Consider the following 13,384-nt stretch of genomic DNA (forward strand, 5'->3'; position numbering starts at 1 on the left):
TATATAAAAAAAGCGGTTATTTCCCATCCCCTGAAAATTAACCGCTTTTCGAATTACTTAGAGCTTATTAAGACCTCGCAGCACCTTCTCTGGTGTGAAGTTCCATTCCCGGATCCACACACCGCAAGCATCATGAATCGCGGTTGCGATAGCCGGGGAGGCACCATTTACGCCAATTTCTGAAATTGACTTGGCACCGTACGGACCAACTGGATCATCGCTTGGCACCAGTGCCGCACGGAAGTCCCGAGGAATATCCCCAATCTTAGGTGCGCCGTAACTCTTCAGATCCGTATTGAGCGGTACGCCGTTCTCGTCGTACATCAGCTCTTCACTCATACTGTGGCCGATGGCACGCATGCTCGCACCGTAGATCTGGCCCAGAGCCAAATCAGGGTTAATTGGCGTACCACAGTCCAGCAGGGCGTGGAACTTGTTGAGTTTGATCTCACCGGTACGGGTGTTAACCGCCACTTCAGCGAAGTTTGCACCATACGGGAAGGCAAAATCAGAGGTAATGAAGCTGCCACTGGTCAATAACTGTCCCCAGCCCTTGCCTCCTTCAGCTTGGTGAGCAATCTCACCGAAAGTCACCTGCTTGCCATCTTTCGCTTCAACCGTAGCAGGGAAGACAAGTTTGACATCGGCAACCTCTGCACCCAGCATCTCAGCACCGCACATCAGGATGCGCTCACGCATGGCCTCGGCAGCTTTCTTCGCAGCATTACCAGAGAAACAAGTTCCGGAAGAGGCATAAGCACCTTTATCAAACGGGCAGTGGTCGGTATCACCCGAGATAACAGTTACTTCTTCCAGTGGCATCTTCAATGTTTCGGCCGCAATTTTGCCTACCACCAAATCCAGACCGGTACCGATATCTGCACCACCAGAGTGAACAATCAAGGTACCATCTGAAGCCAGTTTGGCTTTACAGTTCGCCTGGTCGATATCAGGGATCCCTGATTTCTGCTGAATAATTGCCACGCCGCGGCCTACAGTCCAGTCACCACCCAGATCTTCTTTCGGAGTATCCCAACCAAATTCTTCACGGCCCTGACGCAATACTTCATCAAGTGCACAAGAAAGCACGCGAGGCGGTTCGGCAGGGAGGTCACCCTCACCAACAGCACCTTTGATCTTCAGCGGATCCCCTTCATGGACACGGTTCTTCTCGATGATTTCAAGTAGATCCATATCAATTTCTTCGGCCAGTTCCGCCAGCATCATAGTCAGTGCAAACACCCCTTTCGGCGCACCATAACCCTGGTAGGCACCAGTCGGACAGATGTTTGAGTAATAGGTGGTAACCTTAAAGCGGACATTATCAATCGGATAAAGCGGCAGTGACAGAGCAGGACCGTTAGAAGGTACTGTCAGGGCGTGGTTACCGTAAGGACCGGTATTGGCCTGGAAGTCCATGTCGATAGCCGTCAGGGTACCGTCTTTCTTGACACCCACCTTCAGGTTCACCTTGGCAACATGACGGGTTGAACAGGCAATGAACTCTTCTTCACGGGTATAGTGAAGATATACCGGACGTCCGGTCGTAAAGGCTGCAAACGCAGTCAGGTCTTCAACCAGGATATCCTGCTTGGAACCAAACCCGCCACCGACACGCTCTTTAACGACATGTACCCGGTTTTGTTTAACACCCAGAATCTTCGCAACCTGACGGCGAACGTGGAACGGTACCTGTGTCGAGGCATGCATGACCAGACGGTTGCCATCCATATAGGCATAACAAATATGGGTTTCTGTTGGTGTCTGCTGGGCCTGTTTCGATTCGTAAGTACGCTCGAGGATCACATCGGCATCCGCAAAGCCCTGGTCAATATCACCGATTTGGCCATTAACCGACGCGGCAATATTCTTACGAGGCTCACAACCAATCGGGAAGTTGACAATCAACTTGCCTTCACGCGGATCGGCATTTTTGTTCTGCTCGTCCAAATCAGCCGGTGCACCTGCCAGATACTCAATCGGCTCGTTGTGGATGATAGGTGCATCCGGTGCCTGAGCTTCATCAATACTCATTACCGGCTTAAGCACTTCGTATTCAACATCAATCAGCTTCAGCGCAGCTTCGGCAATTTCTACGCTCTCGGCAACCACAGCAGCAACACGGTCACCCACATGGCGTAGTTTCTGACAGAACATACGGCGATCTAGCGGTGACGGCTCAGGACCTGTCTGACCACCCGGGGTATAAGGAATATCGGGGCAGTTTTCATGAGTGATGACATGAACAACACCTTCCAGCGCTTCAGCCTTGCTGACATCCAGGTGCTTAATCCAGGCATGAGGGTGCGGGCTGCGCAAAACCTTAAGTACGCAGGCATCTGCAGGAATACGGTCTTCGACATAACAAGGCTTGGCCTGAACCATTTTCACCGAGTCATCTTTCGGACTGACCTTACCGACTACATCCAGCTCATCACAGAACTCTGGGGCGACCTCTTCGTTATAATCTGGGGTATTTTTACGCTTCGCTGCCAGCTCCACGACTTGGTAGAACTGTTGATAACCGGCATCTCGGCTAAATAAGCCAGAGAGCGCATCGTCAATCTCTTCACGCGTCGGCTCGGCAATACGATCAAGCAGTTCAGTGATGATCAAAGCAGCGGCAGGATCGTTATAACCTGACTGCACCACACCCACGTCGATCATCGCCTGCTGGACGACACCCAGCTTATTGTGTGTGCTGAGTGATTCAGCAGTGCGAACTTCGGTACCTTCCAACTGGGCGGCAATTAATAACGAGGCGTTAACCAGCTCGCCATTTAACAAAATGACATCTGAGCCGGCAAAACCAAAGCCATCATCGCTGTTACGTACAGAATGAAGGCCCATACCGTGAAGTAACTTCTGAACATTTTCACCAGGCTGGCACTGAAGTTCCTGAGAGCGGCCGTTGAGAGTAAATGTAATAGTCATGGTTATGCCTCCTCAGCCAGATGCTGACACTCAGCCAGTAAATCTGTTACAACAACGCCGGCAATATAGCGCTTATATTCAACACTACCGATAATATTGGCCACAGGGTGAACGGCATCGGCCACGGCCTGCTCTAACAGTTCACCTTTTAAATCCTGCTTTTCAATGTCGCGTAAACGAATAGGTCTCGCTGCGCCATTACGTGTTGGTGACACGCCATCAAGGGCGATAATTTTGTTCCCTTCCTTATCGATAGATACAGCGGCAGTCACAACCGCCAAACCTGCCGCAGAACGGACAATGTTGTATCCGATGCAGGTGAGGTTCACATCAGGGATGATCACTTTGGCAATCAAATCGCGCTCATCGGCTGCAATATAGTCTTCGACCTCGCTTTCGCGACCGTCGGCAAGCACAACACGCGCTTTAAGCGCCATCAAACTTGGAACCAATAATGCTTCAGGCTGGAAGGCTGCAATCTCACCACCCAGAGTGGCCTGGTTGCGCACGTGACGTGAATAAATAAATGCCGCAGCCTGCTTCAGAGCAACTGGCACCAACTCACTGTCAATCAGGTTCTGAATACGGCACATCGCACCGATATGCAGGGCTTCACCGTGTTGTTCAATTTTGTCGAAGGCCAGGTTATCAAGCGAAATCGCTACCGTTTTTTCGGTTTTGCTCGGGGCGGCATTTAGCTTGGAACCACCGGCAAACCAGGTTGCAGCGCCTGCATGTTGCTGCATTAAGTCGAGTGCTTGGGCAGTAGAGTCCGGTCTCAAGTAGTGTTCAATCATTTTTCTTACCTTTTTAGAATTCTACTTATCTATAAATTCATGCTCTCTTTAGAATCAGAGGTAATGAAGATTTTTTAATATTCTTAAGCACTAAAAAGGCAACTATTGAGCCAAACTTGGCAGTCACTTTAATAAGAGATGAGTTTCGTGAGCACGGTCAGAAATCGGACCCGAAATGAGATCTGCATCATCATTCATTTTCATATTCACTCTGGGGATGAACACTTATTTAACATGCCAAATAAGATTGCTTCTCAGTCCGTTAAAATTATCTATCAAAATAATATTTTTACTATCAATTTGATAACTATCAACAGTGATAGTTGATAATCAGCAACTTGGGCTGTGCCAACCTTGGCTACCAAACTCAAGTACCTGGCAGCGGGGTCTTTTCCTCCTTCTCCAGCTCTTCAGTCAGGTTGTTCATCCAGCGCAGGCCCGGTAAAGAGGCAAAAAAAGGGGGCCGACTGGCCCCCATAAATTGAAAGAAAAGAAAATAAGAGGAAGGTTATAACCTATGACACACTTAGCTGGCTAAGCCAGCGTCTCAATAGATTGAGGGACGCCTGATGGCGATATTCTGCGGTCGAACGTTGATCATCAATAGGGCGGATAACTTCGCTGTACATGGCGACAACTTCATCGACAAATCTCGGTTTGGCAAGCTTCTCCGTTGGCTGGCCAATCAACAGCGACTCCAGTTCACGGTTACGGACAACAGTCGGGCCGACAGCACCAAACGCAACACGCCAGTCCACCAGCTTACCTTTGCCTGTACGACCTTTACTGATCTTCGCCATGCCAGCCATTGACAGTTTGGTCAGTGCGTTGGCAGCCCGGGTTCCCACCTTGTGATAGAACGCCTCGGGCAAATCAGGCTGCGGGATCACGACATGCGTCAACATCTCACCTTGTTTCAGCTGAGTGAGACCCGGAGCAAGAATGAAGTCTTCCAGGGCCATTTCACGTTGACCCTGCAGGGATGACAACACAACGCGCGCATCAAGCAGATAAAGCGCCGGCAGGGAATCTGCCGCTGGTGAGGCGTTACAGATGTTCCCGGCCATAGTTGCCCGGTTGCGCAGTGCAGGAGCCGCGATCTTAGCCACACTCTGACGCAAGATATCAGGCACTTGCGGATGCTGCTCGATCTCGCTGAGGGTAACACCGGCACCAATGAACAGCGCAGAATCAGCATCCCCTTCAGCCTGGGTTTCTAGACTGGCCTGAGTGATATGCTTGAGCTCTTCAATCGCGTCGACAAATACCACATCACGGGCAAAACTCGGTGTCATACCCGGTCTGACACTGTGCTGTACCATTAAGTCCGTGCCGCCGGAGAACAATGTATGGTCGCCAACCGCCAGCTTATCCAGCGCCTGCTCCAAAGTATCAGGACGATATACCTCTACCATAATCCCTCTCCTTTTTCGCTGGCGATCCTCGCGGCATCGACAATCATCCCGTAGCCTGTGCAACGGCAGAGGTTACCCGATATCGCAGTTCTGATTTCCTGCTCGCTCGGCTTGGCATTGACTTCAAGCAGTGCATACAGTGCCAGCACCATACCCGGTGTACAGAAGCCGCACTGCACACCTTTAGCCTCAAGCAGCGCATCAATCACACACTGCCCTTTCTCGGTCTGGCGTAGCCCTTCCAGCGTCATCAGTCTGGCGCCTTCCGCCTGAGCGATAGGCATCATGCAAGCATTGACCAACTTACCGTTAAACAGGATTGAACAAGCTCCGCACTCCCCTTCACCACAGCCTTCCTTAGTGGCCGTCTTGTTCAGGTTCCCACGTAATGTGTTCAACAGCGATTGCATCGGGTCGGCTTCAACCTCAACCAGCTCATCATTTAGGTAGAACTCGATCTTCATTTTGCCTTCCCTCCTTCTACTGCCTTGCCAGCCTCTGCCGTTTCCTCTGCATACAGCGCCTGACAGATTTTCTCAGGTGTTACCGGTATGGATGACAACGTCTTGCCTATGGCCGCTTCAACCGCCGCAGCAAAGGCTGCCGCACCACCATTGTGGGTTAACTCACCGCCCCCCTTGGCACCATTCGGGCCAAACGGATACGGGTTATCCACCAAATCACTTCCGATTGACGGGACATCAAGCGATGTCGGGATCACATAGTCAGCCATGGTTTTCTGAGCAAAGACCCCGTCTTTATTCAGCTCCATTTTCTCGCAGCTACCGTACCCCAGAGCCTGTACCAAGCCACCGTCAATCTGGCCCTTGAACACAACCGGATCAATCGCCCGGCCGATGTCATACACCGCCCATGCACCGATAATGTCCGTCTCGCCAGTCGCCATATCGACCTCAACCTCGACGACATTCGCACCATAGCTGGTCGCCTGATAGGCATTGCCCTGATAGGTACTCTGGTCCCAGACGTGGTAGTCCGGCTTGCGGTAGATCTCTTCGATTTCCTGCGGCTCACCTTCCTGCCAGTTAAGTTGCAGTTTCTGAGCTGCTTTCTCAATAAGGTAACCAACAATCAGGATCGAGCGTGATGCCACCGTCGGGCCGGAGTCCGGCACAATGCCTGTATCAGGTACCGCCAGCTGAATCGTCTCCAACGGCCGGTTCATTGTTTCGGCAACAATCTTACGGAATGTCAGGCTTAGTCCCTGACCGATATCAGTATTGGATGCGAGGATCCGAATGGTTCCATCGGCAAGCTTATTCAAGCGAACTCTTGCCCGTACCAGGGTATCTTCCAGATCACCGGCAAAACCACAGCCATGCTGGAATACCGCCAAGCCGATCCCTTTGCGTTTACCGCTGCCCTGACAATGTTCATCGCTATCAGGCTGGAACGCATTCAACGCCGTTTTGGTGTTGTACTCCGACAGGCTCAACACCCGCTCCAACATCTCATCCAGCACCAGATCTCCGAAGATCTTCGATCCAGTCAGCGTGGTCGAGTCTGATTTAAGGAAATGACGTTGCTTGAACGCTGCCGGGTCTTCGCCAACTTTCTTGGCGATATGGTTCATGTGGGTTTCCATGCAGAAACAGTTCTGCGGCGAACCAAAACCGCGGAATGCACCAGTCGGTACGGTATTAGTTGTCCAGGCATGCCCCTCTACACGGACATTTGGGATATCGTAGACATTGGTCGCGGTGGTCAGCGAACGCTGGAGAACAATGCCGGAAAGGCTGAGATAGGCGCCGGAATTAATATCAAAATTCAGCTCCATGGCAACAATATTGCCATCAGCGTCAATCCCGGTTCGGTAGTGGAATTCTACCGGGTGGCGCTTGGAGGTAAACTGAATATCTTCGCTACGCTCAAGTACAATTCTGACAGGTCTTTGCAACCGCTCTACCGCAACGGCCAATGGTCCGGCAAGAACATCAGGGTAATCTTCCTTACCGCCGAAGCCGCCACCGGTCGGGCACTGAATCGCGCGCACTCTGTCGTGACCGAGGAGTACTGCCATACAGTGGTGAACATAGAAGGGACATTGCATCGACCCTTCGATAACGATCTTGCCGTCTTTGGGGTAACCGACACACCCCTGGGTTTCAAGGTAGATATGCTCCTGATACCCGGTGCTGCACGTTTCTTCAATAATCGTTACAGCCTGTGCAAAACCCTCGTCGATATCACCTTTAGTCAACGTATGAGTATCAAGCACATTGTCTGTTGAATGAATGGCGCCATCGATGAGTGCTTTCGATTGTTCAATCGTATAAGCCGGCGTCAACGGTGAGTATTCTACCTCTATTTGTTGCAGGAGTTGCTCTATCACATCCGGGTCTGGGCCGACCAGCAGATAGATAACCTGACCGACGAACCGCACTTCTTTGTCGGCAAACGCCGGCCAGTCTATTTCTACGATGGGGAGTACATTTTGTCCCGGCACATCATTGGCACCAAACAGATGGTAGCCTTCTGGCATGGCCGGGATCTTAGCCGATTTAATGACGCCTCTGGGGCAAGAAGAGCGGTAGAACCGCCCTTCTAACAGTCCCTCGTAATGGCGGTCGGCAATATACTTAGCTTCACCTGTGGCTTCTGCCCACTTGAATCGAGTATTAACCGTATCCATAACGGGATCTCACATTAGTCTAATTGATCCATTGTCTTCCATAGACGCTGGGCTACTTTGCTGGCTTCAGCATAGATAGGCGCAACATCGAACGGGAATGCACGATCTTCATACACAAAACGTCCTTCAACGATAACGCTGTTGACGTTGCCCGCATTGATGCCGAAGGCAATATGCCCAGGCAGGTTGTCCGCCACGAATGGCGTCGGGCTGGTGTAGTCAAGAATGGTCAAGTCAGCCTTGTTTCCGGGATCCAGGCGGCCAAACTTGGCGCCAAAGTTCCGGGCAAGGATTTCATTACCGTTCCACAGACTGCGAGTAAAGCTGTCAGGCCAAAGCGGACCACCGGCATCGCGATGCTTGAAGAAGGCAAACTTAAGCTCTTCGAACATATCGGCACCGATACCATCGGTACCCAATGCAACATTCTTGAAGCGAGTCAGCTTATGGTTGTAACCCACATTATTGTTCATGTTTGAACGGGCATTGTGGGCCAGGAAGCCATCTTTGGCATTCAGGATGTCGATGTCACGGTCAGACAGGAACAAGCCATGGGCCAGCAAGGTTTTCTCGTTGATTAGGCCAAAGCTGTCTAGGCGCTCAACAATATCCTGACCGTAATGGTGGTGGCTGTGCGTCACATCGTAACGATCTTCTGCGACATGGACGTGAATACCACGCCCTGTTGCCTGAACAGCCTCAGCCATCATTGCCAAGCCTTCGTTGGTCACGGTGAACGGCGCGTGGGCACCGATGTGCGCTTCAACCAGGTATGGTTCTGTGCCTTCTTCTTTGGCACGGTCGACAAGCTGGGCGAAAGCGATGTTCTCTTCGACACCCGCCATCATTTCCTTCATGCCGCCGTTACGGTCAGTGGTTTCAAAGCAGGTCATACCGCGCAGGCCGGCTTTCAGGAAGCCTTTACGCAGGGTATTTAGTGAGCCCGCGATGTAGTTAGGCGATGCATGGTGGTCAATCACCGACGAACAACCGTTCTTGATGGCTTCTAGCGAGCAGATAAGGCCGCTGTAGTAGAGCGCTTCTTCATCCAGCGCTCGGTCCATCCGCCACCACAGGTTCTTCAGGATTGAGATAAAGTCCGGGCTTGGCTTGATATCAGCCATAATGCCGCGGGCAAGGCCCGAGTAGAAATGGTTGTGAGAGCAGACAATGCCCGGCATAACCAGTTTACCCTTCATCTCCTTGACAGTAGCATCCGGGTATTTTGCTGCCAGATCCGAACCAACTTCCTTGATTACGCTGCCATCAATCAAGATATCAACGCTTTCTTTAATCAGTGCAGGTTCAAACTGCACTGCCGTTGCATTTTTAAGTAATAACATTCCTGACTCCTCACCTATACATCTACTTTGCCAAGAAGATAACGATGATTTGCATGCACATAGCTGATCATGGTTGCTTCATCTGCCATCGACTCAGGCATATCCAGTTCGCTTTGCTCATTAATGCTGAAGGTATATGTTTCGCCCTGAGTGCGGACAAGTACTTCTTCGCCTTCAATGTAGAAACCTGCATTGGTGCTATTGGCAAAGTCACCGCGTAGGTTGAAGATGGTAAACTTGTCTTTGTATGGCTTGCTGTCCCATGGACAGAACTGGGCACAGTTGCCACATTCGTTACAGTAAGCGTCAATATGCAATGTCTGGTACTGATCTTTGAAACCAGGAATTGGCAGTGAGATATTGGCGCGGTTCGGACACACATCCACACACTTGCTACAGATATACGAACATTCCAAACAACGTTTTGCTTCTTGCTCGATAAATTCTTCGCGGTCAGCTTCTTCAAGCTTGTTCGCGCTGATCATCTTGACCTGAATATCGCCTTTACGGGCATAAACAGCCTCGGCTTTCACATCAGAAGAAACCTCTTTCTCCTGCTCAAGCTGTGCTTCACGAGCAAGTATCGCCGTTGCCGCCTTGCGACCGCCGGAGATAGCAGAAACAATCGATGAAGGACCAGTCTGGGCATCACCCATCAGGAACACATTCTCAACTGCCGTTTCGCAAGTTTTCGCATCAACAGCCGGCCAGCCATCTTCACCCATTGGAATACCGATACGGCTCAATACATCACGGTTAGACTGTTCGCCCACTGCAGTCACCAATGCATCAACCTGAAGCTCGACTGTCTTATCGGTAGCAACCGGACGGCGACGACCTTTCTCGTCTGGCTCACCCAGCTCCATTACACGGGCTGTCAGCTTGCCATCGGCATCGTACTGCTCTGGATTGGTTAGGAACATGAACTGCACGCCATCTTCCACGGCTTCTTCGTACTCTTCCTTGTAAGCAGGCATTTCAGCAATCGTACGACGGTACAGGATGGTAACTTTCTCGACACCGTCAACCTTAAGGGCAGCACGGGCACTATCCATCGCTGTGTTACCGGCACCGACAACAGCAACGTGTTTGCCAAGTTCCAGCTTCTCACCATCGTTAAAGCTGCGGAGGAATTCGAGTGACTTGAACACCTTGGTGTTATCACCAGACAGTGAAATCGGGTTGCCCTTATCGGCACCTATGCCCAGGCAGATATACTTGAAGCCGCTTGATTTCAGGGTTTCCACTGTCATATTCGGGTTGCAGCCGTATTCGATATGAACACCGTGGTCTTTGACGAAATCGATATCGTGCTGGATCACTTCGGCTGGAATACGGAACTGAGGAATGATGTTCTTCACCACACCACCGGCATTGTGCTCTTTTTCAAACACAGTGACAGGGTGACCGGCACGTGCCATGAAGTATGCTGCTGACAAGCCCGCAGGACCGGCACCAATGACCGCAACTGGGTGCTTGGCTTTATCCATATCTGGCTCATGCCACTTGGCCTTGTAGCCATCCCAGCCTTTATCCAGTGCAATTTTCTTCATTTCACGGATATTCAGCGCACCTTCGTAGTCACGGCGGGTACAGTTGTACTGACACTGGTGATCACAAATGTGACCAGTAATGGCAGGCAGGGCATTGCGTGAGTAAATCACTTCCAGCGCTTCGGTGTACTTGTGCTCACCCATCAGACGAATGTACTCAGGGATATCCTGGCTGATCGGACAGGCGGTCACACATGGTGCGACATAACAGTCAGTCAACGGCACGGCTTTCTTCACACTGATCTCTTCCGGACCACGCCACTCTTTCTGAACGTAATCGGCAACCAGTGACTTCGCCGCCAGGGCTTCTAGCTTGACTAGGTCAACCTTCTGCATGCCCCACTCTTCGCTTGATTCCAGCTCATTGGCGCAGTCGGTCAGACGCAGGTAACCGCCAGGCTTGAGCAGGTCAGTCGCCATGGTGATCGGACGAATACCGGTTTCGAAGATTTCTTTGATGTTGAACTTACTGGCACCACCGGAGTAAGAGATTGGCAGCATGCCGTCAAACTCACGTGATAATTCAAGCGCTACGTTAATTGATAGCGGGAACAGAGCACGGCCCGACATGTACATCTCTTTGTCTGGCAAACGGCCCTTGCGGTTCAGGGTACCCAGGGTGTTGGTTAGTTTAACCCCGAAGCCGATACCTTTCTCTTTGCCCAAATCGACCAGGCGATGCAACATGGCTTTGGCATCTTCAATCTGAAGATCGTGGCTGAATGACTCTTCGCTCAATGCAACATAGTCAAAACCAGCATTGTCGAGAATGCTACGTACGCGCTCGAAGCCCAGTAGAGTTGGGTTCAGTTTCACGAACGTGTTGATGCCCTTGTCTTCAATCATGTAGCGACAAATCGCTTCGATTTCATTCGGTGGACAACCGTGCATGGTAGACAAGGTGACACCACGAGTCAGTTGTGCTGGAATGGTATCTGACAGCTTGTTCAGACGTTCGAAACGGTGCTCGAAACCAAAGGATTTAACGAAATCCGGATCGGTAATGAAGCTGTTTAGCTCGGCGATATAGGCATGGAAGCTTTCATGCTCGCTTGAATCGAGCATATCGTGGATATACTTCTGCATCGGCGCAGTCTGAATACCCGCAAGATCGTAGCCCACACTCATATTGAACACGAAAGACTTCTCTTCGCCATCCGCACGGGGGGCAAAGACTTCTTCCAACAAGTGAAGTGCAATCCACGCTTTGAGGTACTCATCATAAGCTTTGACCAGCGTGAATTCTGTCGACCACTCGGTATTAAAGCACTCATCCTCGGCGTCGATACATGGCTTGGCTATCTCCAGCTGATCCAGTTTCTGAACTGTTTTCAGCTCCATGAAACGTCCACCGGCAAGCCATGAGGAAATGATGTTTTGCGCCAGCTGGGTGTGCGGACCGGCAGCAGGGCCTACAGGGGTTTCACAGTTTTCGCCCCAGACGGATAGATCCTTGGCACTCTCCTTGCGATAAAATTGCTTCGATGGTATCCCAAAAATTGACTGGCTCTCTTTATACTCGCTAAAGATGCGATTGAGTAGCTCGCCAAACGGAACGGGACGCATGATGTCTCCCATGATAGATCTCCTTGATGCTGTATTTTTCTTGTATTTTCACAGCCAGCACATTTCGTTGTGCAATGCGTAGGGCTCAGAGTGATAGGCTGAAATAAATCAGCCAGCTATGGGACTTAAAGAGCAACTACTGCGCCAAACTTTAAAATCAAGATCATCCAGACGAACTTTCATCGCTATTTTCGTGACCCATGTCGAAACAAAGGACAATTGTGTGAACACGCGCAATATAGGAAGGAAGGGCTAATTAATAATAAGAATGAATAATAAATGAGTATGATTCTTAATTAAGCTGTTTTTTCTATCAAATTAATAAATTGCTATCACTTTGATACCGATAAATATGATAGCAACTATCACTGCAAGAAAAGTAAAACGGATTTTCGACAGAAGAAATCAAACTTCAATTTTTCGGATGAAGAGAAAATTAATCCGATTTGAAATCACACTATATTAATAACAATAATTAGGCGGGTACTTCCTGATATCAATTTGATAAAAAGTTACTATCAACTCTCATAATGATAGGACTATTGTGAGCGCTGGCACAGTCGCTCGTAAGCCGCTGGAGTGTCAACATCAAAATAAATATCTGTTTCAGTAAGCTCGGCATATTTCACCTCACCACTATATATGATGCGTTTCATTTTGCCGTCAAAAGGCGCCGATAGGATTTGGGCTTTCAGTGTGGCAGGAAGCAGCACCGGATGACCAGGGCGCTCAGCCGTGCCGGGAAACACCGTATAGCTGCCACGTTTATCCCATACCCGACGATAAATATCGGGCGAAATACACGGCATGTCACCATGGCAGATAAAGAAATGTTCGCTCTCGACCAGCTTAACCCCTTGTTGAATAGAACTAAACATCCCTTGCTTATAGTGAGTGTTAACTACCACTTTGATGTTAGATTTTTCCTGATATCGACTAGCCAGTTCATCACCACGATGACCTGCAACCAAGATAACTCGCGAACAAAAGCCAAGTGCATTTTCGATACTTTCATCAAGGACTGTATGGTGCCGGTAAGGTAGCATCATCTTCCAGCGCCCCATCCGGGACGACAGACCGGCAGCAGGCATTACACAATCGACTTGTTGGTATTGAACCATTG

Annotated in this window: 8 protein-coding genes; all 8 read right to left on the reverse strand. The window is 50.2% G+C overall.

Annotation, left to right across the window (positions count from 1 at the left end):
* Positions 1-57 precede the first annotated feature (57 nt).
* Positions 58-2,934, reverse strand: coding sequence for a molybdopterin-dependent oxidoreductase Mo/Fe-S-binding subunit (locus tag EIZ48_RS08430; RefSeq protein WP_075765077.1), 2,877 nt, complete (start codon positions 2,932-2,934; stop codon positions 58-60).
* A gap of 2 nt (positions 2,935-2,936) precedes the next feature.
* The gene (gene ygfM / locus EIZ48_RS08435) at positions 2,937-3,731 is read right to left on the reverse strand and encodes a molybdopterin-dependent oxidoreductase FAD-binding subunit (protein ID WP_160650080.1); all 795 of its coding nucleotides are present in this window, start codon (positions 3,729-3,731) and stop codon (positions 2,937-2,939) included.
* Positions 3,732-4,246: 515 nt separating this feature from the next.
* On the reverse strand, positions 4,247-5,146 hold the full coding sequence (locus tag EIZ48_RS08440; RefSeq protein ID WP_160650082.1) for an FAD binding domain-containing protein: 900 nt from the start codon (positions 5,144-5,146) through the stop codon (positions 4,247-4,249).
* The gene (locus EIZ48_RS08445; protein ID WP_160650084.1) at positions 5,140-5,610 is read right to left on the reverse strand and encodes a (2Fe-2S)-binding protein; all 471 of its coding nucleotides are present in this window, start codon (positions 5,608-5,610) and stop codon (positions 5,140-5,142) included. Before EIZ48_RS08445 ends, EIZ48_RS08440 begins: the two co-directional genes overlap by 7 nt.
* Complete coding sequence (locus EIZ48_RS08450; RefSeq protein WP_160650085.1) at positions 5,607-7,799, reverse strand: xanthine dehydrogenase family protein molybdopterin-binding subunit; 2,193 nt, start codon at positions 7,797-7,799, stop codon at positions 5,607-5,609. Before EIZ48_RS08450 ends, EIZ48_RS08445 begins: the two co-directional genes overlap by 4 nt.
* A 14-nt stretch (positions 7,800-7,813) precedes the next feature.
* On the reverse strand, positions 7,814-9,142 hold the full coding sequence (gene ssnA / locus EIZ48_RS08455; protein WP_160650087.1) for a putative aminohydrolase SsnA: 1,329 nt from the start codon (positions 9,140-9,142) through the stop codon (positions 7,814-7,816).
* Between the two features lie 14 nt (positions 9,143-9,156).
* Positions 9,157-12,273 (reverse strand): putative selenate reductase subunit YgfK, encoded by a 3,117-nt coding sequence (gene ygfK / locus EIZ48_RS08460; protein WP_160650088.1) that lies wholly within the window; start codon positions 12,271-12,273, stop codon positions 9,157-9,159.
* Positions 12,274-12,800: 527 nt separating this feature from the next.
* Positions 12,801-13,382: a molybdenum cofactor cytidylyltransferase gene (gene mocA / locus EIZ48_RS08465; protein WP_160650089.1), complete on the reverse strand. Its 582-nt coding sequence runs from the start codon at positions 13,380-13,382 to the stop codon at positions 12,801-12,803.
* Positions 13,383-13,384: the final 2 nt, after the last annotated feature.

Source organism: Photobacterium alginatilyticum (assembly GCF_009910675.1).
In the GTDB taxonomy this organism is placed as follows: Bacteria; Pseudomonadota; Gammaproteobacteria; order Enterobacterales; family Vibrionaceae; genus Photobacterium; species Photobacterium alginatilyticum.

Coding starts and splice junctions, on each gene's coding strand:
- ygfM (WP_160650080.1), bottom strand. CDS start 3,731: ATGATTGAACACTACTTGAGACCGGACTCTACTGCCCAAGCACTCGAC.
- ssnA (WP_160650087.1), bottom strand. CDS start 9,142: ATGTTATTACTTAAAAATGCAACGGCAGTGCAGTTTGAACCTGCACTG.
- EIZ48_RS08450 (WP_160650085.1), bottom strand. CDS start 7,799: ATGGATACGGTTAATACTCGATTCAAGTGGGCAGAAGCCACAGGTGAA.
- mocA (WP_160650089.1), bottom strand. CDS start 13,382: ATGGTTCAATACCAACAAGTCGATTGTGTAATGCCTGCTGCCGGTCTG.
- EIZ48_RS08445 (WP_160650084.1), bottom strand. CDS start 5,610: ATGAAGATCGAGTTCTACCTAAATGATGAGCTGGTTGAGGTTGAAGCC.
- ygfK (WP_160650088.1), bottom strand. CDS start 12,273: ATGGGAGACATCATGCGTCCCGTTCCGTTTGGCGAGCTACTCAATCGC.
- EIZ48_RS08430 (WP_075765077.1), bottom strand. CDS start 2,934: ATGACTATTACATTTACTCTCAACGGCCGCTCTCAGGAACTTCAGTGC.
- EIZ48_RS08440 (WP_160650082.1), bottom strand. CDS start 5,146: ATGGTAGAGGTATATCGTCCTGATACTTTGGAGCAGGCGCTGGATAAG.